The sequence below is a fragment of the Paraplanobispora takensis genome, from assembly GCF_016863195.1.
GTDB lineage: Bacteria > Actinomycetota > Actinomycetes > Streptosporangiales > Streptosporangiaceae > Planobispora > Planobispora takensis.
Map to the genome: position 1 here is coordinate 86999 of NZ_BOOK01000040.1, position 23771 is coordinate 110769.

Annotated in this window: 23 protein-coding genes; 6 read left to right on the forward strand and 17 right to left on the reverse strand. The window is 72.9% G+C overall.

Translation table 11 applies throughout. From position 1 onward, the window contains the following. Positions 1–34: 34 nt before the first annotated feature. The 10 genes from Pta02_RS27930 to Pta02_RS27975 form a co-directional block, all read right to left on the reverse strand. Positions 35–1396 (reverse strand): FG-GAP repeat domain-containing protein, encoded by a 1362-nt coding sequence (locus Pta02_RS27930; protein ID WP_203877929.1) that lies wholly within the window; start codon positions 1394–1396, stop codon positions 35–37. A gap of 165 nt (positions 1397–1561) precedes the next feature. Then, positions 1562–2530 carry a UDP-glucuronic acid decarboxylase family protein gene (locus Pta02_RS27935; protein WP_203877930.1) on the reverse strand — a complete coding sequence of 323 codons (969 nt, stop codon included), beginning with the start codon at positions 2528–2530 and terminating at the stop codon, positions 1562–1564. Then, on the reverse strand, positions 2530–3522 hold the full coding sequence (locus tag Pta02_RS27940; protein WP_203877931.1) for a glycosyltransferase family 9 protein: 993 nt from the start codon (positions 3520–3522) through the stop codon (positions 2530–2532). Before Pta02_RS27940 ends, Pta02_RS27935 begins: the two co-directional genes overlap by 1 nt. Positions 3523–3559: 37 nt before the next feature. Further along, positions 3560–4240 (reverse strand): SDR family oxidoreductase, encoded by a 681-nt coding sequence (locus Pta02_RS27945; protein ID WP_203877932.1) that lies wholly within the window; start codon positions 4238–4240, stop codon positions 3560–3562. An 87-nt stretch (positions 4241–4327) separates the two neighbouring features. Next, a complete protein-coding gene (gene rfaE2, locus Pta02_RS27950) occupies positions 4328–5833 on the reverse strand; it encodes a D-glycero-beta-D-manno-heptose 1-phosphate adenylyltransferase (protein WP_203877933.1) in 1506 nt (501 codons plus the stop codon). Then, positions 5830–6495 (reverse strand): D-sedoheptulose-7-phosphate isomerase, encoded by a 666-nt coding sequence (locus Pta02_RS27955; protein WP_203877934.1) that lies wholly within the window; start codon positions 6493–6495, stop codon positions 5830–5832. The genes rfaE2 and Pta02_RS27955 overlap by 4 nt, the downstream gene beginning before the upstream one ends. Positions 6496–6498: 3 nt before the next feature. Beyond that, positions 6499–7707: a glycosyltransferase gene (locus Pta02_RS27960; RefSeq protein WP_203877935.1), complete on the reverse strand. Its 1209-nt coding sequence runs from the start codon at positions 7705–7707 to the stop codon at positions 6499–6501. Further along, on the reverse strand, positions 7704–8738 hold the full coding sequence (locus tag Pta02_RS27965; RefSeq protein ID WP_203877936.1) for a glycosyltransferase family 9 protein: 1035 nt from the start codon (positions 8736–8738) through the stop codon (positions 7704–7706). The genes Pta02_RS27960 and Pta02_RS27965 overlap by 4 nt, the downstream gene beginning before the upstream one ends. Next, on the reverse strand, positions 8735–9745 hold the full coding sequence (locus Pta02_RS27970) for a glycosyltransferase family 2 protein (protein WP_203877937.1): 1011 nt from the start codon (positions 9743–9745) through the stop codon (positions 8735–8737). Before Pta02_RS27970 ends, Pta02_RS27965 begins: the two co-directional genes overlap by 4 nt. Then, the gene (locus Pta02_RS27975; RefSeq protein ID WP_203877938.1) at positions 9742–11382 is read right to left on the reverse strand and encodes a carbamoyltransferase family protein; all 1641 of its coding nucleotides are present in this window, start codon (positions 11380–11382) and stop codon (positions 9742–9744) included. Before Pta02_RS27975 ends, Pta02_RS27970 begins: the two co-directional genes overlap by 4 nt. Before the next feature lie 195 nt (positions 11383–11577). Here Pta02_RS27975 and Pta02_RS27980 point away from each other — a divergent pair, with 195 nt between their 5' ends. The 4 genes from Pta02_RS27980 to Pta02_RS27995 all read left to right on the forward strand — a co-directional run bounded on the left by Pta02_RS27980 (position 11578) and on the right by Pta02_RS27995 (position 14320). After that, positions 11578–12150, forward strand: coding sequence for a D-glycero-alpha-D-manno-heptose-1,7-bisphosphate 7-phosphatase (locus Pta02_RS27980; RefSeq protein WP_203877939.1), 573 nt, complete (start codon positions 11578–11580; stop codon positions 12148–12150). Next, the gene (locus tag Pta02_RS27985) at positions 12147–13106 is read left to right on the forward strand and encodes a glycosyltransferase (RefSeq protein WP_239131276.1); all 960 of its coding nucleotides are present in this window, start codon (positions 12147–12149) and stop codon (positions 13104–13106) included. Before Pta02_RS27980 ends, Pta02_RS27985 begins: the two co-directional genes overlap by 4 nt. A 56-nt stretch (positions 13107–13162) precedes the next feature. Next, positions 13163–13552, forward strand: a complete 390-nt coding sequence (locus Pta02_RS27990) for a hypothetical protein (RefSeq protein ID WP_203877940.1) — start codon at positions 13163–13165, stop codon at positions 13550–13552. Positions 13553–13645: 93 nt separating this feature from the next. Further along, the gene (locus Pta02_RS27995) at positions 13646–14320 is read left to right on the forward strand and encodes a DUF6766 family protein (RefSeq protein WP_203877941.1); all 675 of its coding nucleotides are present in this window, start codon (positions 13646–13648) and stop codon (positions 14318–14320) included. Positions 14321–14480: 160 nt separating this feature from the next. Here the strand turns inward: Pta02_RS27995 and Pta02_RS28000 are convergent, their stop codons facing one another. Further along, positions 14481–15947 (reverse strand): DUF2254 family protein, encoded by a 1467-nt coding sequence (locus Pta02_RS28000; RefSeq protein ID WP_307837506.1) that lies wholly within the window; start codon positions 15945–15947, stop codon positions 14481–14483. A gap of 30 nt (positions 15948–15977) precedes the next feature. Beyond that, complete coding sequence (locus Pta02_RS28005; protein WP_203877943.1) at positions 15978–16520, reverse strand: cysteine hydrolase family protein; 543 nt, start codon at positions 16518–16520, stop codon at positions 15978–15980. A gap of 100 nt (positions 16521–16620) precedes the next feature. Here Pta02_RS28005 and Pta02_RS28010 point away from each other — a divergent pair, with 100 nt between their 5' ends. Then, positions 16621–17037: a CBS domain-containing protein gene (locus Pta02_RS28010; protein ID WP_203877944.1), complete on the forward strand. Its 417-nt coding sequence runs from the start codon at positions 16621–16623 to the stop codon at positions 17035–17037. Positions 17038–17172: 135 nt separating this feature from the next. On the opposite strand, the gene Pta02_RS28015 is transcribed toward Pta02_RS28010, so the two are convergent. The 5 genes from Pta02_RS28015 to Pta02_RS28035 form a co-directional block, all read right to left on the reverse strand. After that, positions 17173–18084: a carbohydrate ABC transporter permease gene (locus Pta02_RS28015; RefSeq protein WP_203877945.1), complete on the reverse strand. Its 912-nt coding sequence runs from the start codon at positions 18082–18084 to the stop codon at positions 17173–17175. Next, on the reverse strand, positions 18081–19124 hold the full coding sequence (locus Pta02_RS28020) for a carbohydrate ABC transporter permease (RefSeq protein WP_203877946.1): 1044 nt from the start codon (positions 19122–19124) through the stop codon (positions 18081–18083). Before Pta02_RS28020 ends, Pta02_RS28015 begins: the two co-directional genes overlap by 4 nt. Before the next feature lie 55 nt (positions 19125–19179). Further along, positions 19180–20601 carry an extracellular solute-binding protein gene (locus tag Pta02_RS28025; protein WP_203877947.1) on the reverse strand — a complete coding sequence of 474 codons (1422 nt, stop codon included), beginning with the start codon at positions 20599–20601 and terminating at the stop codon, positions 19180–19182. A 368-nt stretch (positions 20602–20969) separates the two neighbouring features. Continuing rightward, entirely contained in the window at positions 20970–22628 is a 1659-nt protein-coding gene (locus Pta02_RS28030; RefSeq protein WP_203877948.1) for a catalase, read from the reverse strand. A 141-nt stretch (positions 22629–22769) separates the two neighbouring features. After that, on the reverse strand, positions 22770–23162 hold the full coding sequence (locus Pta02_RS28035; protein WP_203877949.1) for a ChaB family protein: 393 nt from the start codon (positions 23160–23162) through the stop codon (positions 22770–22772). 117 nt (positions 23163–23279) lie between these two features. On the opposite strand from Pta02_RS28035, the gene Pta02_RS28040 reads away from it, so the two are divergent. Beyond that, positions 23280–23552 carry a hypothetical protein gene (locus Pta02_RS28040; protein WP_203877950.1) on the forward strand — a complete coding sequence of 91 codons (273 nt, stop codon included), beginning with the start codon at positions 23280–23282 and terminating at the stop codon, positions 23550–23552. The last annotated feature ends 219 nt before the right edge of the window (positions 23553–23771 follow it).

Here is a 23771-nt window from a genome sequence, read left to right on the forward strand (position 1 = left end):
GTCCGGTCACCCGGACGCCCGGCCGGGCCGGTGGTCATGCGGCTCCGCCGCCGTACTTCTTCTTCAGCTTCTTCAGCTTCTTCCTGGCCTCCGGCGCCGGCTCGACCTTCGCCTTGGGCTTGACCGTCGGCTTCGGCTTCACCGTGGGCTTCGGCTTCACCGTGGGCTTCGGCTTCACCGTGGGCTTCGGCTTCACCGCGGGCGTGGCGGCGGGCACGCAGGTGTTCAGCAGCACCGAGACGGTGCCGGAGGTGTAGCCCGTCACCGCCAGGTCGGTCCTGCCGTCACGGTTGAAGTCGCCCGTCACGGTCCGCGCCGGGTCGCCTCCCGCGGCGAACCGCACGGCCGCCCCGAAGGTGCCGTCGCCGTTGCCCGGCAGCACCGACACCGTTCCGGGCATGCCCGTCTCCGCGACCATCAGGTCGGGCCTGCCCTCGCCGGTGACGTCGCCCACGGCGGGGCTCCCGGCCGGTACGCCCGTGACGTGGACGCCGGAGGCGGTGAAGGCCGCGTTGCCGGAGTTGAAAAGCACCGAGACTCCCCCGTCGAGCGTGGTCGCGACCAGGTCGGTGTCGCCGTCGCCGTCGGCGTCGCCGGCGGTGACCTGCGTGGCGCTCACCCCCGGGGCGGCGTCGAGGCGGGAGCCCAGGGCGCCGTTGCCGCCACCGAGCATCACCTGGACGGCGTTGCCCTTGACGAACGCCACGTCGAGGTGGTCGTCGCCGTTGAAGTCGCCCGCCACGGGTGAGAGATGGGTCCCCATGGTGCCCTGGAGGGAGCCCCGCGTGAAGGTGCCGTCGCCGGTGCCGGTCAGCACCTGGATGTGGCCCATGAGACCGCTGGTGGCGGCGTACACCAGGTCGGCGTCGCCGTCCTCGTCCATGTCGCCCGCCACGACGCCGTTGGGGGCGCCCGACGTCAGTGCGGAGACGGCCGGCCGGAAGGTGCCGTCACCGTTGCCGATGAGAACCGAGACACCTCCGGTTATCGCGTTGTCGTTCGCCACGGCCAGGTCGGTGTCGCCGTCGCCGTTGAAGTCGCCCGGGGCGACACCGGACGGGTTCGCCCCGGCCACGACGCCCGCGGCCGCCTGGAAGGTGCCGTCGGCCCTGCCGAGCAGCACCGACAGGGAACCGGCGCCGTAGCCGGCCGTGACGATGTCGCGCCTGCCGTCGCCGTTGAGGTCGGTCACGGTCAGGGCCTTCGGACCGGCGCCGACGGAATAGTCCGCCGCGGCGGCGAACCCGGGCGCCGTGCACCTCGCGGTGGCGGCGTACGCGGGTGCGGTGGCGGTGGCGGCCACCAGGCCGCCGGAGGTGAGGGCGATCGCCGCCAGCAGCGAGGCGGCGCGGCGCGGGCCGGGCCGGCCGGACGGCGGCAGATGGGATGTGGTCAAGGGAAGCTCCTCCGTGAGCCGTTGATGCCCGGCGCACGGCCCGTCCCGGGCCGTCCACGCCCCGGACGTGACTGCCTCCCATCGGCGGGTCCGGCTCCCAGGTGAGGAATAGCGCGGGGACACCGGCGGGGCGGCGGCCCCGGTGCCGCCCCGCCGGGACCGGTGTCAGCGGCCGGCCACGGCCTGCGGCGTCTGGCTGAGCTTGTCGGCGAACCACGCGATGGTGCGGCGCAGCCCCTCCTCGGCGTCCACCTGCGCCTTCCAGCCCAGCCGGGAGGCGGCCAGGGAGGTGTCCGGGCGCCGGACGGCCGGGTCGTCGGCGGGGCGGTCGATGAACTCGATCGGCGAGGACGAGCCGGTCAGGTCGCGGACGGTCCCGGCCAGTTCGAGCATGGTCAGCTCCGCGGGGTTGCCGATGTTGACCGGGCCCTCGAAGTCGCTGCCGGCCATGGCGAGGATGCCCTCGGCCGTGTCGGCCACGTAGCAGATGGAGCGGGTCTGGGTGCCGTCCCCGGTCACGGTGATCGGCTCGCCGGACAGCGCCTGGCGGATGAAGGTGGGGATGGCCCGGCCGTCGTGGGGGCGCATCCTCGGCCCGTAGGTGTTGAAGATCCGCACGATCCCCGTGTCGGTGCCGTGCGAGTTGCGGTAGGCCGTGGTCAGCGACTCGGCGAAGCGCTTGGCCTCGTCGTAGACGCTGCGCGGCCCGACCGGGTTGACGTTGCCCCAGTAGCTCTCCTTCTGCGGGTGTTCCAGCGGGTCGCCGTAGACCTCGCTGGTGGAGGCCAGCACGAAGCGCGCGCCCTTCTCCCTGGCCAGGCCCAGGGCGTGCAGGGTTCCCAGGCTGCCCACCTTGAGCGTCTCGATCGGGTGCCGCAGATAGTCGACCGGGGAGGCGGCCGAGGCGAAGTGGAGCACCAGGTCGACGTCGCCGGGCACGTGGACGAATCCGGTGAGGTCGCACTCGACGAGCCTGAAGGCGGGACCGCCCATCAGGTGCGCGACGTTGTCGGGCGAGCCGGTGAGGAAGTTGTCCATGCAGATCACCTCCGTCCCCCGCTCCACCAGGCGCTCACACAGATAGGAGCCCAGGAAACCGGCTCCGCCGGTCACCACCGCGCGTCGTGCGTCCATCACACCTTCACCTCCAGCGATCTCAGTGCTGCGTCGAGGACCTCCGGCACGCCGATCCGCAACAGGCCGGGGTCGGTCTCTCCTCCATGGGGGTCTCCCGACGTCCCCGCCCACAGGGCGATGTGCGGGCCCGCCGGCGGCGGTCCCCACAGGGCGGGCGCGACCGGCCCGAACAGCACCACCGACGGCGTGCCGTACGCGCTGGCCAGATGGGCCACCCCGGTGTCGCCGCAGACGACCAGGCGGGCGCGGGCCACCAGCGCGGCCAGTTCCCGCAGCCCGGTGCGCCCGGCCAGCACGCGCTCGCCGGGCAGGCCGGCCAGGGTCGCCACGGTCGCGGCGAGGTCCCGCTCGGCCGGCCCCCCGGTGACCACCACCTCGTGTCCTGCCCGCCGCAGCCCGTCGATCACCTGGGCGAACCGCTCCGGCGGCCAGCGCCTGGCCGGGTAGGCGGCCCCCGGATGCACCACCACGGGACCGCCGCGCGCCGCGCCGCCGTCCGGGCCGTAACCGTCCGCGCCGTCCGGACCGGAGCCGTCTGCTCCCGCGGGCTCGGACAGCCTCAAGTCGGCGGGGTCGGCCGGGATGCCGTACCAGCCGAGCAGGTCGCACCATCGCCGGACCTCGTGCGCGTCCTGCCGCCACGGCGGGCCGGGCACCTCGGGGAAGCCGGGGTGGGCGTGGGTGATGAGCCTTCCCGGGCGGGTACGGCGCAGCGCCTCGACGCTCTGCGGGCCGCGGCCGTGCAGGTTGACCGCGACCTCGGGTGAGTCGAACGGCACGGGGCCCGGCCCGGAGACGTCCAGCAGTTCGTCGGCCGCGCCGATCAGCGGCAGCAGGTCCGCCAGCGCGGCCGGGGCGGCCAGCACGAGCCGGTGGCCGGGGAAGGCCCGCCGCAGCGCCCGCAGCGCGGGCACCGCGGTGAGCAGGTCCCCCAGTGCCAGCCCGCGCAGGGCCAGCACCGCGGGACGCCCGTCCCCGCCGGTCCTCACCGCACCGCCGCCGTCCCGGTCCCGATCTCGCTCCCGGTCATGGCCACGAGGTCTCCGTGGAGGAGCAGACCAGCAGCTCCCTGATCTCGCAGCCCGCCGGCTGGCTGAGCGCGAACACGACGGTCGCGGCCACGTTCTCGGGCTTGTTGAGCTTGGCGTCGGGGCCCGGCTTGTACTGCTCGTCGCGGTCGTCGAAGAAGTGGGTGTGCATGCCGCCGGGGACCAGCAGCGTCACCCCCACCTGACCGGCCAGCTCGGTCGCCAGCGCCCGGGTGAAGCCGACCACGCCGAACTTGGAGGCGCAGTAGGCGGTGGCGTCGCTGACCGCCCGCAGGCCGAGGGTCGAGGCGCAGGTCACGACCCGCCCCCGGGAGGCGGTCAGGTACGGCAGGGCCGCGCGGACCACCGAGACGGTGCCGAACAGGTTGACCTGGACCACCCGCTCCCACCGGTCGGCGGGGACGTCCTCCAGGCGGCCGCAGGCGTCGATGCCCGCGGCGGTGACGACGCCGTCCAGTCCGCCGGCCCGCCCGGCCAGCTCGGTCACCGCCCGTTCGGCCTGCTCCCGGTCGGCCAGGTCGGCGATGACGTGGTCCATCCCGGCGGCGGGGGCGTTGACGTCGACGACCAGGGGCCGCCCGCCGGCCTTGGCCACGGCCTCGGCGGTGGCCAGGCCCAGGCCGGACGCGCCGCCGGTGATCAGGATGTTTCCGAGCATGATGTCCTTTCGGGGTCGTGCGGGAGAGGGGAGCACGGCGGGGCGCCGTCCGGGCGGCCGCGGTGGGAGCGGTTCATCGCGCTCCCCTCACAGCGCCGCGCGGGCGGCGGCGATCAGATCGGTGGTGGAGCGGCCGGGGACGAGCGGCAGGATCACGACCTCGCCGCCGGCCCGGCGCACCGTCTCGGTCTCCGGCAGGTCCGACTCGGCGTAGTCGCCGCCCTTGACCCACACGTCGGGCCGCAGGCGCTCGATCAGCGAGATCGGCGTGTCCTCGTCGAAGACCGCGACGGCGTCCACGCACTCCAGCGCGCGCAGCACCTCGACCCGGTCCTCCTCCTTCACCACGGGGCGCCCGGATCCCTTCAGCCCGCGGACGGAGTCGTCGGAGTTGACGCAGACGATGAGCGCGTCCCCCAGCGCCCTGGCCCGGCGCAGCAGGCTGACGTGACCGGCGTGCAGCAGGTCGAAGCAGCCGCCGGTGGCGACCAGCCGGCCCCCCTCGGCGCGGACGGCCTCGGCCAGCTCCAGGGGCGTGCGCGGGCGCTCGCCCAGCTCCGGCGGGAGGAACCGCCCGCCGTCCTCCCCGGCGGCAGGCCGTCCGCCCGTCTCCAGGAGGAACCGCTCCCGCGGCCCGCAGGCGGACAGCCGGACGGCGGCGGCCCCGCCGTCCCGCACGAAGCCGGTGGCCGCCTCGACCGCGTGCCTGACGGCCTCCTCGGCCCTGGCGCCCCCGCCCAGCGCCAGGGCGGCGGCGCCGGCGAAACGGTCGCCCGCCCCGCACGGGTCCGCGCCCGTCACGGGGAAGGGCGGGGCGATCTCCAGGAGCCGCTCTCCCCGCCGCGCGAGCACGGCGCCGCGCGCGCCCAGGGTGATGGCCACGGCTTCGACGTCCAGGTCGTGCAGCAGGCGGCGGGCCGCCTGCTCGGGCGAGCCGTACGATCCGGCGCACAGCAGCCGGGCCTCGGCCTCGCTGGGGGTGACGAGCGCGCAGCCGGGGATCGGGGCCCGGCCGCGCGGATGCGGGTCCCACACCAGCGGCGCGGTCGCCTCGGCCAGCGCGCCGCGCATGACCTCCACCGTTCCCAGGCCGTAGTCGGAGGCCAGGATCGCGCCCGCGCCCCGGATCGCCGCGATCGCCCGCCGCAGCTCGGAGCCGCTCCCGCGGGCCCCGGGCACGTACGGCGCGGACCCGAGGCGGGAGGCGGTCCCGCGCGGCCGGTGGCCGTCCGCGACGGTCACGGCCCGGCCCTCACCGGTGTCGAGCCGCAGCAGCGTCTGGCCGCGTGCCCGGATGCGGGTCTTGGTGGGGGTGCCGCCGCTCAGCGGCAGCCGTACGACCTCCACCCGGCCGGACAGCAGCTCCCGCAGGCGCCGCCCGGACTCGTCGTCGCCCGCGGCGGTGACCAGGACCACCTCGGTGCCGGCGGCGGCCGCCAGCAGGGCGGCCAGGCCCGCCCCGCCGGGGCGGCTGTTCTCCCTGGCCCCGGCCACGACGGGGACGGGCGCGTCCGGGCAGAGGCGATCCGCCTCGCCTTCGACGTCCACGTCGAGCAGGGTGTCGCCGACGACCACCAGGGGGCCCGGCCTCATCCGCGCACTCCTTCCAGCTGCTCCTGCCGTGTCCCCTCCGGTGTCTCCCCCCGTGTCTGTCGCCGCGGCTCGCGGGGCACCGGCCTCAGCTGCTCCGTCTCCTCCGGCGCGTGCCCGCACGCGGCCTCCAGCGCGGCGCAGAGCATGTGGATCACGGCGAGGTGGACCTCCTGCACGGTCGCGGTCTCCCCGGCGTCGATCGGCAGGGCGTCGTCGCACATCTCGGCCAGCGGGTTGGGCGCCGGGCCGGTCAGCGCCCAGGTCGTGACGCCGACCTCGCGGGCGGCCATCGCCGCGGCCAGCACGTTCGGGCTGGTCCCGCTGGTCGACAGGCACAGCAGGACGTCGCCCGGCCTGCCGTGCGCCCGCACCTGGCGGGCGTAGATCTCCTCGACGCCGAAGTCGTTGCCGATGGCGGAGACGGTCGAGGTGTCGGCGTGCAGCGGGATGGCGGCGTACGGGCGGCGGTCGTCGCGGAAACGGCCGACCAGCTCCGCGGTCAGGTGCTGGGCCTCGGCGGCCGAGCCGCCGTTGCCGCAGGCGAGCAACCTGCCCCCGCCGGCGAGCACGGCCGCGAGTTTGCGGCCCCAGGCGGAGATCGTCGGAGTGTCGGCGTCCACCGCGGCGAGCGCGGCACGCAGGCGTGACAGGTGCGGATGCATGGTTCAGCCTCCGGCCGTGACGATGATGCGGTTGCGGTCGTGATCGCGCCGACCGGCGATCACGTCGAGATACACGGCCTCGGTTCGCTCGGCGATCCGGGGCCAGCCGTACAGGTTCCTGGCGCGGCGCTCGCCCGCGGCCCCGATGGAGGCCCGCAGGTCCGGGCGGTCCAGCAGGTCGCGCAGCGCCCGGGCCAGGGCGCGCGGACGGCGGGGCGGGACCAGCGTGCCCCAGCCCGCGACCGTGTCGAGGTGGCCGCCGACGGCGGAGGCCACCACGGGCACGCCGCAGGCCATGGCCTCCACCGGCACGATGCCGAACGGCTCGTACCAGGGCACGGTGACCACCACGTCGGCCGAGCGCATGAGGGCCGGCACGCCGGCGCGGCCGACGCTGCCCACCAGGCTGACCCGGTCCGACAGGCCGTGCGAGGCGGCCAGGGCGGCCAGGCGCCGGCTCTCCTCGTCGTCCTGGGCTCCTCCGGCGATGACCAGTTCGGTGCCGGGCAGGTGGCGCAGGGCCTCCACGACCGTGCCGATCCCCTTGCGGGGGACCATGCGGCCGATGCTGAGGATGCGGTGCCGCTCCCCGCGGGGGGCGACGGGACCGTCCGGGCGGAAGTGGCCGAGGTCGACTCCGCACGGCACGACCGCGATCCGCTCGCCCGGCACGCCCATGGCCAGCAGCTCGTCCACCTCGTCGCCGCAGGTGGCCACGACGGCCCGGGCCCGCCGGCCGATCCTGGTCTCCATGTCGATCCGCTCGCGCGGGCTGGTGTCGGCCGACCCCTGCCAGCGGCGCTTGACCGTGCCCAGGGCGTGGAAGGTCTGCAGCACCGGCACCCCGAGGCCGCGCGCGGCCCCGAGCGCGGCCACGCCGCTCATCCAGAAGTGGGCGTGCGCGACGTCGGGCCGCCACCTGGCCCAGCGCCGCCGCAGGTGCTCGGCGAAGGCGGGCATGTACGGCAGCAGCAGGTCCTTGGAGACCGGCACGGCCGGCCCCGCCGGGACGTGCTCTACCGTCACGCCGGGATGCATCTCCACGACGTCGGGCACGTCGCGATCGTCGCGCCGGGTGTAGACCACGACCTCGTGCCCCCGGTCGGCCAGGGCCGAGGCCAGGGCCGCGACGTGCACGTTCTGGCCGCCGGCGTCGACCCCGCCGACGGCGGCCAGCGGGTTGGCGTGCTCGGATACCAGAGCGATCCTCATACGACTGCCTCCTTGGGTGCGGCCACGCGACGGACCTCCTCGACGACCCGTTGACTGGGCACCGACGACAGACAGGGATGACCGGGCACGGGGCAGACCCTGGCCCGGGTGCCCCGGCACGGGGCGTTCTGATCTCCCAGCACCGCGGAGCGCACGCCGTACGGCGCCCAGCGTGCGGCGGGGACGACCGGGGCGAAGAGGCTGACCACGGGAGTGCCGACCGCGGCGGCCAGGTGCGCGGGGCCGGTGTTGGCCGCCACGACCGCGCCCGCCCCGTCGAGCACCGCCGCCAGCTCCGCCATGGTCGTGCCGCCGCCCAGGTCGGGCGCGTCCCCGGCCGCGGCGATCCGCGCGGTCAGCTCGCGCTCGCCCGGACCGCCGGTCACCACGACCCGCTCCCCCGCGGCCGACAACTCCGCCGCCAGCCTGATCCAGCTCTGGGCGGGCCAGGCCCTGGCGGGCGCCGACACGCCGGGGTGGAGGACCACGTAGCCGGGCGGCCCGGTCAGGTGCCCCACCTCGGGCAGCGGGCGCCGTACGGCCAGGCGGCCGTCGTCGCCCGGCGGCAGGCCGAACCCGGCCTGCGCGGCCAGGCCGAGCATGCGCTCGGCCTCCGGGACGTCCGCGTCCTCGTCGACGACGCGGCGCACGTCGAGCAGCGAACCGGGGTAGTCGGTGCTGATCGCGCTGATCCTGGGCACGCCCGCCAGCCGCAGCAGCAGGGCGAGCGGGAGCGGCGACTGGTGGAAGGAGGTCAGGATCAGCGCCTGCTCCGGAGCCAGCCGCCGCACGTCCTCGACGAGGCGCGCGATGTGGGCCTCGTTCACCGGGGGCGGTTCGGGGTCGATCCACGGCGTGCGCCATTCGAGCACCCGGGACACGCCCGGCAGCAGCTCGCCCGCCGCCCGGCCGTGCGGCCCCGCCAGGAGCACGACCTCCCGCGCCCCGGCGGCCACCGCCCGGATCGCCGGCCCCGCCAGCAGGACGTCACCGGCGTTGTCGACGCGCGCCACGAGGACGGTGCCGATCACCTGCGGACCCGCATTTCCCCGCGGAGGCGGTGCGCACAGGCCACCGGCGGAATGAGTGCGCTCGTGACGATCATCCGCCGGATCTCCTCCTTCGTGCGCGGCCCCGGGGCGATGCGCGCCCAGGCGAACTCGGCCGTGAGCAGTGCCCACGCCGTCCCCGCGGCGGCGGCGACCCGTCCCCTGCCCGTCAGGCCCGCCCCGATGGCGAGCAGGCCCGAGGCGGTGACGAGCGCGTGGCGGCGCAACCGGCCGGGCGCGCCGCCGAGGGCGGCCCGCCAGCCGGGACCGTGGACGCGCCGCATCAGCGCGTCGTCGGCGTTGCCGCGCTGGAAGCGCAGGCTGGCCCAGAACCCGTCGTCGCGGACCGGGTGCCGGGTGAGGCGCTCGCCCCTGACCAGCCGGTAGCCCGCCGCCTGCACCCGCAGCGCGAGGTCGGCGTCCTCCCGGTAGGCCCGCGGGAAGCGCTCGTCGAACCCGCCGACCCGCTCCAGCGCGGCGCGGCGGTAGGCCATGTCCGCGGTGATCCACTCGGCGGTCGCCAGGCCGGCGGTGTTGCGCTCGGCGTCGGTGGGCCTGCGGTCGAGCGGGAGCGGGACCACGATGCGTCCCTGGCTGCCGCCCACCTCGGCGGGCAGGTCCTCCAGGTCGGCGCGGGCGGCCTTGTCCCAGCCGGGCTCGGGGATCACGTCGTCGTCGAGGAAGACGACCCACGGGGTCTCGGCCGCGCGCCATCCGGTGTTCCTGGCGGCGGCGGGTCCCCGGCCGCCGGAGCGCAGGATCCGCACCCGGCCGCCGGCCGCGCCGACCACCCCCAGGAGGTCGGCGTCGTCCTCCATCGCCGCGGGGGACACCACGGGCGGGCCCTCCGGAACCGCGGGCTCGTGCAGCGGGTCGATGATCGTGTCGGGGCGGTCGTCGACCACGATGACCTCGGTCCCGGGGTCGAGCGCCGCGAGGGTCGCGGCGAGCGTGGGACGGCCGATCGTCGGGATGACCACGGTGATCATGATGCGAACACCCGCCCCCGCCGGATCAGGTACGGGCCGAGCACGAGGACGTCCACCGGGGCCGACCCGAAGCACTCCAGGGCGTCGCGGGGGTCGTCGACCATGGGCCGCCCGGCCGTGTTGAGGCTGGTGTTGACCACCACCGGGATCCCGGTTCTGGCCTCGAACTCCTCCAGGGTCCTGGCCATCAGCGGATGGTCGGCCCGGTCCACCGTCTGGATCCTGGCGGTGCCGTCGACGTGCACGACGGCGGGGATGCGCTCGCGCCACTCCGGCCGCACGTCGTGGACGAAGAGCATGTAGGGGCTGGGCACCGGGCCGCGCTCGAAGATCTCACCGGCGCGCTCGGCGAGGACCATCGGGGCGATCGGGCGGAACTGCTCGCGGCCCTTGACGTCGTTGAGCCGTTCGGTGTTGTCCGCCCGGCCGGGGTGGGCCAGCAGCGAGCGGCGCCCGAGCGCGCGCGGGCCGTACTCGCTGCGCCCCTGGAACCAGGCGATGATCCGGTCGGCGGCCAGCTCGGCGGCGACCGCGGCGGCCAGGTCGCGGGGGCGCTCGTAGGGCACCCGCGCCACGTCCAGCCAGGCGGCCAGCTCCTCGTCGGTCCAGCCCCGGCCGAGGTCGGCGCCGGGCATCGGCGCGGCCGGCTCCCCGAAGGCCTGGGCCAGGTGCAGCGCCCCGCCGAGCGCGGTCCCGGAGTCGCCCGCGGCGGGCTGCACCCAGATCTCCTCGAAGGGCCCCTCGGCCAGCAGGCGGGTGTTGGCGACGCAGTTGAGCGCCACTCCCCCGGCCATGGTCAGGTAGCGCTCGCCGGTGCGCCCGTGCAGCCAGCGGGCGAGGTCGAGCAGGACCTCCTCCAGCCGCTTCTGCACGCTGGCGGCGAGGTCGGCGTGTTCGGAGGACCATGCCTCGCCCTTGCCAAGGGCCTTGGCGTAGCCGCCCCAGTCGATCGGCTCGACGCGGAACCCGCCGTCATCGGTGGCGTGGATGAGCTCGCGCAGCTCGCCCAGGAAGCGGGGCTCGCCGTAGGAGGCCAGCGCCATGACCTTGTACTCGTCGCTGGAGCGCATGAAGCCCAGGTGCTCGGTGACCTCCTCGTACATCAGCCCGAGGGAGTGCGGCAGCTCCTGGGTGGCCAGGACGGTCAGCTCGCCGTCGCGGTAGTGACCGGCCAGATGTGAGACCGCCTCGCCGCGGCCGTCGCACACCAGGACCGCCGAGTCGCGGTACGGCGCGGCGAGCCCGGCCGAGGCGGCGTGCGCCACGTGGTGGGGGACGTAGCGGACCTGGGCGGGGTCCAGACCGGGCAGGGCGGTGGCCAGGAAGGCCGGGGCCCGGTGGGCGTAGGTGGTGCGCAGGTCCTCCCAGCGCTCGTCCAGGCCCTTCTGGCCGGGCCGTACGAGGGCGGGATCGTAGGAGTAGGCGACGGCGTCGAGGTCCTCCGGTCCGAGGCCCGCCTGTTCCAGGCACCAGGCCGCGGCCTGCTCGGGCAGCTCCCACGCGGAGAAGGGAACAGGACGTTTCCCGTGCTTACGGCGGCTGAACCTCTCCTCTTCGGCGGCCGCCACCACGTGGCCGTCGACCACGAGGGCCGCCGCCGGGTCATGAAAAATCGCATTTAACCCTAGGAATTTCATGCATTCGCCTCCCGCAGACGTCTCATCACTACCGAGAGGAGCGCTTCTCAAACAATCGGTCCGGTAGAAGTGCAGCTAGAGAGGCCTCTGTAGTGCAGATTGTCACTCTAAGTAGTTTTTTAATGGTTAACATCAAGATGCCCGGGTAGCTGGACAGATTGGCGAACAATCGCTCCGGAGGTGCATGTGCCATACATGGAAAAGCCCGCGGCGGTGCTTTTCGACAGGGACGGGACTCTCATTTACGACGTTCCTTACAACAACCAGGCAGACAGGGTGAAACCCCTGCCTGGAAGCCGCGAGGCGCTCGACCGGGTCCGCCGGGCGGGCGTGCCGGTCGGGATCGTCACCAACCAGTCCGGGGTGGCCAGGGGCCTGATCGCCGCGGCGGAGCTGGCGGAGGTCAACGCCCGCGTCGAGGAGCTTCTCGGCCCCTTCGACGTGTGGGCGGTCTGCACGCACGGCGACGCCGACGGCTGCGGGTGCCGCAAGCCCGCCCCCGGCCTCGTCCTGCACGCGGCGCGGACCCTCGGCGTGGATCCCGGCGGCTGCGTGGTGATCGGCGACATCGGCAGGGACGTCGAGGCCGCCCGCGCCGCCGGGGCCCGGGGCATCCTGGTGCCCACGGAGGTGACGCTGCCCGAGGAGGTCGCCGCCGCCGCCGAGGTCGCCCCGGACCTGGCCGCCGCGGTCTCCCTGGTGCTCGGCGACGTCCCGGGTACGGCCGTCCCCGCCGTCGCCGCGGTCTCCGGGGAGGTGCCGTCGTGAGGATCCTGGCCTGGCACGTGCACGGCTCCTGGATGACGTCGTTCGTGCACGGCGCCCATGACTATCTGGTCCCGCTCACCCCGGACAGGGGCCCCGACGGACGCGGGCGGGCGCAGACCTACCCGTGGCCGCAGGCGGCGCGCGAGGTGCCCGCCGACCGGCTCCGCGAGGAGGACGTGGACCTGGTCGTGCTGCAGCGCCCCGACGAGATAGAGCTGGCCGCCGAGTGGCTGGGCCGCCGTCCCGGCAAGGACGTGCCCGCCGTCTACGTCGAGCACAACACCCCCAAGGGCGACGTCCCGGCCACCCTGCACCCGCTGGCCGAGCGCGAGGACATCCCCGTGGTCCACGTGACCCACTTCAACAGCCTGTTCTGGGACTGCGGCCGGGCGCCCGCCCGGGTGATCGAGCACGGCGTCGTCGACCCCGGCCACCTCTACACCGGCGAGCTCCCCAGGGCCGCCGTGGTGGTCAACGAGCCGATCCGGCGCGAGCGGGTCGCGGGCACCGACCTGCTGCCCCGCTTCGCCGAAGAGGCGCCGCTGGACGTGTTCGGCATGAAGGTCACCGGCCTGCCCGGCCACCTGGGCATCCCGGTGGGCGTCTTCGAGGACCTGCCGCAGGCGGCGATGCACGCCGAGCTGGCCCGGCGGCGCGTCTACGTGCATCCCTACCGGTGGACCTCGCTCGGCCTGTCGCTGATCGAGGCGATGATGATCGGCATGCCGGTGGTGGCGCTGGCGGCGACCGAGGCCGTGGAGGCGGTGCCGCCGGAGGCGGGCGTGGTCTCCACCCGGGTGGGCGTCCTGACCGCCGCGCTGGACGCCTTCGTCGGGGAGCCGGAGCTGGCCCGGCAGGTCGGCAAGACCGCCCGCGCCGCCGCGCTCGCCCGCTACGGCCTGGACCGGTTCCTGGCCGACTGGGACCGTCTGATCGCCGAACTCACCGGGGGCTGAGAACGCTTCAACGATCTCCCGTGTGACTTTCGCGGCCGCCGGGGTAGGAGGTGCCGATGAGGAAGCCAATCATGTGTGCCGCCGCGGTGGCCCTGGTCACCGGGTTGGCGGGGTGCGCATCGGCCGAGGGGGACGCCGCCGGGCAGGCGGCCGAACGGTTCTACTCGGCGATATCGGGAGGCCGGGGTGAGCAGGCCTGCGCGCTGCTGACGCCACGGGCCGCCGAGAGTGTGGAGTCCGGCGGCGAGACGTGCGCGCAGGCCGTCACCACACTCGTCATGCCGGGCGGCGAGGTCCGCGGGGCGCAGGTCTGGGGGGACGACGCCCAGGTACGGCTGGCGCGCGACACGGTCTTCCTCCACCGGTTCCCGCAGGGCTGGCTGGTGCGGGCGGCGGGCTGCCGCCCGCACGGCGAGCTGCCCTACGACTGTGAAGTGGGGGGCTGAGATGCGTGTCATGTTCGTCACGACGCTCGCCGTCATCGTGACCGGGCTGGCCTACGTGCTGACCATCGGCCTGATCGGCCGCTAGGAGGGATCGTGAAGCGTTTCGTCAGGGACAACGCGCTGAGCCTGTTCTTCCTGGTGCTGTTCGTGCTCTCGCTGGCAGGCCAGTCGATGGCGGGCACCGCGGACTACAACGCGCGGCAGCTGGCGCAGGGCGGGGCGACGGTCTCCTGGGCGGAGTACGTCGTCTCCTCCGACTTCGCCGTCGACGTGGCCGAGAACTGGCAGTCGGAGTACCTGCAGTTCCTGCTGTTCATCCTGGCCACGGTCTGGCTGGTGCAGCGCGGCTCGCCGGAGTCGAAGGAGCCGGGCAAGGAGGGCCGGGAGAGCGACGAGGACCAGCAGGTCGGCCGCTACATCGAGCCGGACAGCCCGTCCTGGGCCAAGGCGGGCGGGGCGCGGCTGAAGCTGTACGGCAACTCCCTCGGCCTGCTGATGGGACTGATCTTCGCCCTGTCGTGGCTGGCCCAGTCGGTGGCGGGCCGGGCGGCCTACAACGGCGAGCAGCTGTCCCAGCTCCAGGATCCGGTCAGCTGGGGCGAGTACGTCGTCTCGGCCGACTTCTGGAACCGCACCCTGCAGAACTGGCAGTCGGAGTTCCTCGCGGTGCTGTCGATGGTGGTGCTGTCGATCTATCTGCGCCAGCGGGGGTCACCGGAGTCCAAGCCGGTCGGCGCGGCGCACACGGCCACCGGCGTCGAGGGCTGAGCGGCCTGGACGCGCCTGCGGGCACCGGTCACCCCGGTGCCCGCAGGCGCGTCCTTCTGCGCAGAGTCCTTCCGCGCAGAGTCCTTCCGCGCGGAGTCCTTCCGCGCCGCGTCCTTCCGCGCCGCGTCCTTCCGCGACACGTCCCTCGGCGACACCTCTCTCAGCGATAGCGGAACGGCCGGGGACCGGTGATGTCGAGATCGTCGAGATGGTCGATGAGGTCGCCCTCGTCCAGGCCGTTCTCCCGCACCAGCCGGGGGCCCATGTCGCGGACCTGGTCGGCCATCTCCTCCCGGCCGATCGCGTCGAAGGCGGCGCGCAGCTTGGCCAGGCCGCGGCCCATCTCCACGCTGGCCACGTGCGACAGCGTGGCCGGCAGCGCCCGCTGCAGGCTCAGGACCGCCACGTCCCGGTCCCGGTCGTCGAGCTGGGGCAGGATCTCGGCCAGGGTGGACAGCGCCACGGCGCAGGTCTGGTGCTGGCGGGAGGAGGTGCTGACCACCACGAGGTCGACCAGGGCCGCCACGATCCGCCGCTGCATGGCGTCGTCGTAGACCACCGGCAGCGGCCCGCCGTACACCTCGGCGTCGGGGACCCCCGCGGCGGCGCAGCGCGCCGACAGGTCGCGCAGGGCGCCGACGGAGGCCAGGGCGACGTCCGGGTTCTGCCGGGTGGAGGTGGCCGCCCAGGCGACGTTGCCCAGCTGCTCGACGGCGTGGTCGGGGTCGACGTCGGCGTTGCGGATGCGGTCGATCGTCACGCAGCCGAGCACCCGGTCGGCGACGTGCCGGCGCTGCTGCTCGGTGCCGCCGCGGATGCGCGCGACGGTGTCGCCGTAGGCCAGCAGGTCCCCGATCCGCACCTGGAAGGCGACCTCGACCTCCTCGCCGGTGGGGGCCAGCAGCTCCTGCAGGCGGGCGGTGCTGATGTCGACCACGTAGCCGGTCGCCTGGGTGGTCACCGGGACGGAGTCCCCGGTGAGCCGGGGCCCGGTGCGCGAGCGCGCCAGCAGGGGGAGCTGGCGCAGCCGGGCCCGGAAGGCGAGCTCCTGGATCGAGCGCACCACGGAGGTGGGACGCATCTGGTCGATCATGACGTACCCCATGAAGACCAGCAGGACCAGCGCCCCGGCGGCCAGGACCAGCGCCAGCAGCGCCCCCACCCCGGCCCAGTGCGGGCGCATGACGGCCATCACCAGGTAGGTGTAGGTGGCGCAGCCCGCCACGTAGCCGAAGTAGGCCTGGTTGGCCCTGCGCCGCAGGAACTGGTCGAACACCACGGGGGCGACGGTCGTGGCGGTGTGCGAGATCGCCACCATCAGCGCCGACAGGGTGAGGGTGGTGACCGTCACCAGGCCGGTGGCGATCACCCGCAGCGTGCTGACGAGGTTCTCGTGCGGGAAGAGCCGTACGAAGGTCCCGCGGAGCCCGGCCGGCCAATCGGGCGAGGACAGGTCGATCAGGACCGCCCCCACCGCGAGCGCGACCGACCCCAGGACCATGAGCAGGGGGGTGAAGAGGAATTCGGTGACCGAAAGCCGCCAGCGGACCCGGAGATCCTGGCGCTCGGGAACATAACGCCGTAATCGCGATATTTCTGACACGCCGCTCGCTACCCCCTGCCCCACCGGGCAAACGGTTCATTCGATCACCGCTGGTCAGCCCTCCAGGCACTGCTTCCCGGCGACGATCTCCGCCCCCATGTTCCGCTCCATCATCCGCAGCGCGGCCTCGGAGAGGTCGGCGTGGATGTGCGCCACGCAGTCGTGCGGGACGCGGATCGCGAAGTGCCGGGTGTAGGCGTCGAGCGCGCTGTACAGGATGCACTGCTCGGTCACCTGGCCGGTCAGGATGACCGTCTCCACCTCCTGCCGGCGCAGCAGGTACTCCAGGGAGGTGCCGTAGAAGGCGCTGTGACGCACCTTGGCCAGGAAGGCGCTGCCGGGCGGGGGCAGCACCGGCCGCACCAGGTCGGGCCGCCGGCCCCGCAGCGCCGCCTCCTCGATGTCCTGCCGGGTCGCCGCGAAGTCGCCGTGGTTGTCGTTGACGTAGATCAGCTCGACGTCCGGTCTCCCGCGCGCCCGCTCGACGAGGTCGGCCAGCGGCCCCACCATCCGCTCCGCGCTCTCGATCAGCGGCTCGGCGTCCTGGTGGTCGTACGGATTCAGCATGTCCACAACGATCAATGCGGTGGTCCCCATACACCTCCCGTTTCCCGGTTATCCCGGTTCATGCCCGATCGGTTTCGTCCCGTCTTCCGCGGGCAGCCGCAGAAGTCCACAACCACCGAAAGGAGCGAGAATGCCGACCGCACGCGACATCATGACGTCGAACGCGGAATGCGTGAACGCCGACGAGACGGTTCTCGACGCGGCCAGGAAGATGGCGCGCCTGGGGGTGGGGTCCCTGCCCATCTGCGGCACGGACGACCGGCTGAAGGGCATGCTGACCGACCGCGACATCGTGGTCAAGGTGCTCGCCCAGGGCAAGGACCCGAACACCTGCCTGGCCGGCGAGCTGGCCCAGGGTGAGGCCGTGACCATCGGCGCCGACGACGACGCCGCGGAGATCCTCCGGACGATGGCCTCGCACCAGGTGCGCAGGCTGCCGGTGATCGACGGCCACAAGCTGGTCGGGATCGTGGCGCTGGCCGACGTGGCCAGGGCGCTGCCGGACCGGCCGGTCGGTGACCTGCTCGACGCGATCAGCGCCGCCTGAGTCTCCGTCCCCCGCACACCCGGGGCCGCCTCCCTTTTCGGGGAGGCGGCCCCGCGCGTTCTCCGGGCCCCCGCTCCGGGCGTCTTCCGCGCCCCACGCTCCGGGCGTCTTCCGGGCGTCGCGTTCAGGCGGCCGTCAGCGGCGGCCGGTGGTGGCGATGCCCTGGACGAAGTAGCGCTGGCCGAGGAAGAAGATCACGATCAGCGGGAGCGTGGTCACCACGCTCGCCGCCAGGACGATCTCCCACTTGGGGTCGCCGCCCTGGTAGAACTGGTCGACCACGGCCTTCAGGCCGCGCGGCAGCGTGTAGAGCGCCGGGTCCTGCAGATAGATCAGCGGCTTCATCAGGTCGAACCAGCTCGCCTTGAGCTCGAAGACGAAGGCGATGATCAGCGCCGGGCGCGACAGCGGCAGCGCGATCCGCCAGAACAGGTCGAAGTACGACGCGCCGTCGACGCGCGCGGCCTCGAAGACGTAGCGCGGCACACCGAGCAGGAACTGGCGCAGCAGGAAGATGTAGAACGCCGACCCGAACAGGTTGCCCGCCCACAGCGGCACCTGCGTGCCGGTCAGCCCCGCGGCGTTCCAGATCAGGAAGGTCGGCACGAGGGTCACCGCCGCCGGCAGCATCATCGTCGCCAGCACGCTGCCGAAGACGATCCCCCGGCCGGGGAAGCGGAAGTAGGCGAAGCCGAAGGCCACGAAGGCGCTGGACAGCGTGACCGTCAGCGCGGCCGCGACGCCCACGACCACCGTGTTGACGAGCCAGGTCAGCATGGGGGCCGCGTCCCAGACGGCCACGTAGTTCTCCGGCCGGAAGGGGACCGGCCAGGGCAGGAACGGGTCGGTGAACGTCCGGTCGCGGGGCTTGAGCGAGGCGACCACCAGCCAGACGAACGGATAGAGGAAGATCACCGAGGCGGCGGCCAGGACGGTGAGGAAGAAGACCTTCCCGGTCCCCCGGCCCGCCGGGTCGGGGGCCGGGTCCCGCGCCGCCCGCTCACTCCCCGGCCGGCCCGCGGAGGTGATCGGTTCGGTGGTCGTCATCCGGCGTGCTCCTCGGCCTCGTAGTAGACCAGCCGGTTGCCCACCTTCACCTGGATCAGCGTGATGATCGCGATCACGACGAACAGCACCCAGGCCAGCGCCGAGGCGTAGCCCATGTGCAGGAACTGGAAGGCCTGCTGGAAGAGATAGATCACGTAGAACAGCGCCGCGTCGCCGTAGGACTGCTGGGCGATCTGGTTGCCGAAGAACATCGTGTAGACCTGGTCGAACATCTGCAGCGAGCTGATCGTGTTGATGATCACCACGAAGAAGAGCGCCGAGCTGATCATCGGCAGGGTCACCGCGCGGAAGCGCTGCCACGCCCCCGCCCCGTCGATCATCGCGGCCTCGCTCAGCTCACGCGGCACGTTGCGCAGGGCCGCGAACAGGATGATCGTCGTCGAGCCCAGGTTCCACAGCGACATCAGCACGATGCCCATCAGGATCCAGTCGGGGTCGGTGGTCCACTGCGGCCCCTCGACCCCGAACAGGGCGAGGAAGGCGTTGACCATCCCCGCCTGCCCGTTGAGCAGGAACAGGAAGAGCACGCCCACCGCGACGTAGGGCGTCATGGAGGGCAGATAGAAGATCGTCCGGAACGCCCCGGCCGCGCGGCCGGTGATCCGGTTCAGCACCAGCGCCAGCGCGAGCGCCAGGATGATCGCCAGCGGCACGTGCAGCAGCGTGTAGACGACGGTGTTGCCGATCGCGCGGGCGACCTTGGGGTCCTCCGTCATCCGCGCGTAGTTGGCCGTCCCGGCGAACTCCGGGGCGCCGATCAGGTCGTAGTCGGTGAACGACAGCGCCAGGCTGGCGAGCATCGGCCCGGCCTGGAAGAGGACCAGGCCGATGAGCCACGGCAGCAGGAAGACGTACGCCCAGCGGGTCTCGGGCCGCACCCTCCCGGCCCGCCCGGCCCGTCTCCCGCCCTCTGCGGCGGCCTTCCCCGCGACGGCCTCTCCCCCGGCGGCGCCGCTCGCAGCGCCCTTCTCCGCGGCGCCCTTCTCTCCTGAGGTCCTCTCCTCGGCGCCCTTCTTCACGACAGCCCGCCGATCCCGTCCGTCACGACGACGACGGCGTCGTACGGCGCGCGGGTCACGACGTCGCCTCGTCGATGGCCTTCTGCGCCTCGGTGTGCGCCCGGGCCAGGGATTCGGCGGCGTTCTGGGAGCCCTGCAGCACCCTGGTGCCCGCGTCCTCCCAGGCCTTCTTGAACTCCGCCGCCGCGGCGGACTGCGGCACCACGAAGCCCGCCTCCTGCACCGAGCGGATCACCTTGACCGCGTCGTCGAACGCCTTCTTCCCGCTCGGCTTCACCAGCTCGGAGAAGATCACCTCATCGGCCTCGGCGTTGCCGGTGTAGGTGCCGGTGTAGGCCTTGCCCTCCTTGGCGCGCTTGTCCGCCCGGGCCCGCGCCGCCGCGACCCAGGTGTCGGCCGCGGTCATGGTCTTGATCCACGTGCACGCGGCGTCGGGGTTCTTGGCCCCCTTCGGGATCACCCAGGCGTTGCCGCCCACGTTGTTGACCGGGTTGCCCTGCCGGTCCTTGAACGGCAGCACGGTGATGTCGGCGTCCGGCGTGGTCCCGGCCATCGCGGTGACCACGAACTGCTCGGTGAGCATCGCGCCGATCTGGTCCTTGACGAACGGGTTGCCCTCGCCGAAGTAGTCGAAGGTCTCGGTGAAGGCCTTGAGCTTGGTCCAGCCGCCCTGCGACTCCACCAGGCGGCTCGCGTAGTCCAGCGCCTCGGCGACCTTCGGGTCGTTCAGCTTCGAGACGCGCCCGTCGGCCGACAGGATGTCGGCGCCGTTGGCCTTGGCCCACAGCGGGAGGAACTCCGGGAGCTTGGGATAGAAGCCGAAGCGCTCGATCTTCCCGCCGTCGGTCCGCGTCATCTTCTCGGCCAGCTTCGCCAGCCCGTCCCAGTCGGAGGTGTCCACGGCGGCCGGGTCGACTCCCGCGTCCTTGGCCGCCTTGTTGTTCACCACCAGGACGATCGAGTTGTAGAACTCCGGGATGCCGTACCACTTGCCGTCGTACTTCACCTGCTGCTGCGCGGCCGGATAGAAGTCCCCGGTCGGGATGTTCTGCTCGGAGACGCAGCCGTCCAGCGGCTGGATCGCCCCGCGCGCCGCGTAGCTGCCGATGCGGTCGCGGCTGAGGTAGACGACGTCCGGCGCGTTGCCGCTGGCCACCGCCGACAGGAACGCCTGCTCGTCGAACTGCCCCTCGTTGATCCGCAGGGCGACGTCGGGGCGCGCCTTCTTGAACGCGTCGACGCGGACGGTGGCGATCTCGTCCGGCAGGCCGAAGCCCATGGTGGTCAGCGACGACTGACTTCCCGTCGTGCCGTCCCCTCCCCCGGCCCCGCCGCCCGAGCCGACCCCGCCGCACGCGGCGAGGGTGGCGGCCAGCGCGGCGGCCAGGACCGCCGTCGCGGCGCGGCCCGACCGGCCTCTCGCGGCGCCGCCTCTCACCTTCGCGGTACGGCGCGCGTCCACCAGGCGTCTGGGCATGGTCGTCCTCTCCTCCACCTCGTCCACCCAGCCCGCCGGGGGCTCGATCTCGGCGCGGGGGCCGTCGCGGAGAGAGCGCCGCAGGGCCGCCGTTCCCGGCGGATCAGTCGTGCTGGGAGCACCCGACTTCCCCGATAGGGGCGGTTGAATCCACGTTTTCCGGAGAACCGCTTCCCGTCAAGACGAGTTATGACTTGCTGTCAGGACAGGAGGACATGCGAGGTGTACGACGAGGGACGTCACCGGCGAGGCCGCATGGGGAGAGACGTCACGGGTGAGGCCACCGGAGCGCGGAAACGCCGGCGCCCGCGCGGTGTGGTCCACCGCACGGGCGCCGGGACGGGCGGCCCCGCCGCCCGCTCAACCGCTCACGAGGTCATCACGGCCCGCTCGTTGGGCACGCAGTGGGTCATCTTCAGGCCGGTGACGTCGCGCGGCCCGTTCTTGCCCAGCCGGGACAGGCGCTCGCGGTCCTCGTCGGTGAGGTCCTGGCTGGCCAGCGGCTCCAGGTGGGCGACGTCCTCCGGGCCGATGCCCAGGCCCTCCCCGACGCGCAGCCCGAGCTCGTCCTCCACCAGCAGGAAGTGCCAGACCATGCGCTCCTGGATGGGCCGCTCGCACTGCGACAGGAGCGTGACGAAGTTGTGCACGAGGTCGTCGCGCTCCCACTGCTCCATCAGCCGGAAGCGCTGCCCGGCCTGCTTGTAGTCGTTGGTGCGCGGGATGCGCTTGCGGGTGAGCCGCCCGTTGATCACCGGTCCCTGCTCGTCGTGCGTGGGGTACCGGCCCTCGCGCAGACCGCCGGTGATCGAGGGCTCGTAGTTGACGTGCGGGTTCTCCCCAGCGCCGTCCACGAAGTAGGTCATCTGGCCGTCGCGCTGGTTGGTGCGCACGTCGGCGTTCTTGGCCCGGTTCACCGGGAGCTGGAGATAGTTGGGGCCGACCCGGTAGCGCTGGGTGTCGCTGTAGGAGAAGGTACGGCCGACCAGCATCTTGTCGTCGGAGAAGTCCAGGCCGTCGACCAGGACGCCGGTGCCGAAGGAGATCTGCTCGTTCTCGGCGAAGTTGTTCCCGACGTTCCGGTCCAGGACGAGCCTGCCGACCGACCGGGCCGGGAACCGGTCCTCGGGCCAGACCTTGGTGTCGTCCAGCGGGTCGAAGTCCAGCTCGGGGTGCTCCTCGTCGGTCATGATCTGGACCAGCAGCTCCCACTCGGGATAGTCGCCGCGGTCGATGGCGTCGCGCAGGTCCTTGGTGGCGTGCCCGAGGTCGCCCGCCTGCACGGCCGCCGCGTCCGCGGCCGTCATGCTCCGCACGCCCTGCTTGGGCATCCAGTGGTACTTCACCAGGTGGGTCTCGCCCTGCTCGTTGACCCACTTGTAGGTGTTGACCCCGAACCCCTGCTGGTGCCGGTAGTCGGCGGGGATGCCGCGCGGGCTGAACAGGTTGACCAGCATGTGCATGGCCTCGGGCGTCTGCGACATGAAGTCGAAGATCCGGTTGGGCTCCTGGCGGAACGTCACCGGGTCGGGCTTGAGGGCGTGGATCACATCCGGGAACTTGATGGCGTCCCTGATGAAGAAGACGGCCAGGTTGTTGCCGACCAGGTCCCAGTTGCCGTCCTCGGTGTAGAACTTCACCGCGAACCCGCGCGGGTCCCGCGCCGCCTCCGAGGAGTCCCGGCCGCCGATCACGGTGGAGAAGCGCAGGGCCACGTCGGTGCGCTTGCCCGCCTCCTGGAACAGCTTCGCCCGGGTGTAGCGGCTGATCGGCTCATCGCCCAGCATGCCGGTGGCCTCGAAGTAGCCGTAGGCGGTCGCGCCCCGGGCGTGGACCACCCGCTCGGGGATGCGCTCGCGGTCGAAGTGGCTGATCTTCTCCAGGAACTGGTAGTTCTCCAGCGTGGCAGGGCCCCGGGCGCCCACCGTGCGCTGGTTCTGGTTGTCGTAGACCGGGTGTCCCTGCCGGTTGGTCAGCACCGGGCGCTCGTCGCCCGGCTGCGGGCCCTTGCTCGACACGTCCGTCACAGTGACGTCTCCCTCCGTGCGGCGTTCGCTTCCGGCCGTTCCTTATCCGGAAGGGCGCCGCTTATAGCTCAGGAGAAGAGAATTTTCATCAAAACGGACACCTCTCCCGGCTCACACCCGGCCGGGAGAGGCCGCCGGAGGTCACCTGGCCTTGGCCGTGGCCCGCTGGTTGGCCTTCTTGATGGCCTCGACGAGCTGTCCCTTGGTCATGCTGGAGCGTCCCCTGACGTCCAGCCGCCTGGCCAGGCCGTACAGGTGCTCCTTGGAGGCGTTGGCGTCCACGCCCTCGGCGGTCTCGCCCCGCTTGGGGGTGCTCTTCTCCGCCTGCTTGTCGGAAGGACCCTTGGCCTTCTTCTCCTCCCAGTGGTCGCCCACCTTCTCGAAGGAGTGCTTAAGCGCGGCGAATGCCGTACGGTGCGCCCGCTCGCCCTCTCCGTAGGTCTCCACCGCGGAGTCATGGGCCTTGATCCAGGTCTCCTGCGCCTTCTTGGGGGAACGGCGCAGGGTCGACGGCAGCTCTTCACGTGCCGGCATATCGAAATCACCTCGTTTCCGCTCGTCGGCGCCTTCTGCCCCCTCCGCCACGGATCATGCACCCGTGCATGGGGCAGATCCGAAGGGGTAGGTGAGGCCTGAACTGAGGAGGGAAACATGACTTCCGAACCACAGCAGCCGGAACAGACGTCCAGGACCGGCAAGCCCATGGTCCCCGCGACGCCCCGTGACGTCGTCCATATCCGCCTGGGCTCCTTCGCGCTGATCGCCGCGCTCGCCATCGGCGTGCTCGCCTTCGCCGGAGGCATGACCTGGTTGACCGTCGTGATGCTCGTACTCGCCATCGTGGCGGCCGTGGACATCGCCATGGCGATCCGCCGTCAGAACCAGAACCGCAGAACGCGCGGCGGCATGACGGAGGCGGGCTGAGGTGGCCCTCACCGCACGACGACGGTGCGAACCCGGTGCGTCCACTCCATGACGGGAAGTGAGCGCCCGGCCTCCGGCCGGAGGCCGGGCAGCCTGGGATCATCCGTCCTCGCCCACGGCGGGGGCGGCCTCCCGGACACGGCATGACGGAGGTCGGCCGGGCGACATAAGACCGGAAGCGGGGGCCCGAAACAGCCCGGCCTGTTGGCTTCCGCGAGC

Coding starts and splice junctions, on each gene's coding strand:
- Pta02_RS27935 (WP_203877930.1), bottom strand. CDS start 2,530: ATGGACGCACGACGCGCGGTGGTGACCGGCGGAGCCGGTTTCCTGGGC.
- Pta02_RS27945 (WP_203877932.1), bottom strand. CDS start 4,240: ATGCTCGGAAACATCCTGATCACCGGCGGCGCGTCCGGCCTGGGCCTG.
- rfaE2 (WP_203877933.1), bottom strand. CDS start 5,833: ATGAGGCCGGGCCCCCTGGTGGTCGTCGGCGACACCCTGCTCGACGTG.
- Pta02_RS27955 (WP_203877934.1), bottom strand. CDS start 6,495: ATGCATCCGCACCTGTCACGCCTGCGTGCCGCGCTCGCCGCGGTGGAC.
- Pta02_RS27960 (WP_203877935.1), bottom strand. CDS start 7,707: ATGAGGATCGCTCTGGTATCCGAGCACGCCAACCCGCTGGCCGCCGTC.
- Pta02_RS27970 (WP_203877937.1), bottom strand. CDS start 9,745: ATGATCACCGTGGTCATCCCGACGATCGGCCGTCCCACGCTCGCCGCG.
- Pta02_RS27975 (WP_203877938.1), bottom strand. CDS start 11,382: ATGAAATTCCTAGGGTTAAATGCGATTTTTCATGACCCGGCGGCGGCC.
- Pta02_RS27980 (WP_203877939.1), top strand. CDS start 11,578: ATGGAAAAGCCCGCGGCGGTGCTTTTCGACAGGGACGGGACTCTCATT.
- Pta02_RS27990 (WP_203877940.1), top strand. CDS start 13,163: ATGAGGAAGCCAATCATGTGTGCCGCCGCGGTGGCCCTGGTCACCGGG.
- Pta02_RS28005 (WP_203877943.1), bottom strand. CDS start 16,520: ATGGGGACCACCGCATTGATCGTTGTGGACATGCTGAATCCGTACGAC.
- Pta02_RS28010 (WP_203877944.1), top strand. CDS start 16,621: ATGCCGACCGCACGCGACATCATGACGTCGAACGCGGAATGCGTGAAC.
- Pta02_RS28015 (WP_203877945.1), bottom strand. CDS start 18,084: ATGACGACCACCGAACCGATCACCTCCGCGGGCCGGCCGGGGAGTGAG.
- Pta02_RS28025 (WP_203877947.1), bottom strand. CDS start 20,601: ATGCCCAGACGCCTGGTGGACGCGCGCCGTACCGCGAAGGTGAGAGGC.
- Pta02_RS28035 (WP_203877949.1), bottom strand. CDS start 23,162: ATGCCGGCACGTGAAGAGCTGCCGTCGACCCTGCGCCGTTCCCCCAAG.
- Pta02_RS28040 (WP_203877950.1), top strand. CDS start 23,280: ATGACTTCCGAACCACAGCAGCCGGAACAGACGTCCAGGACCGGCAAG.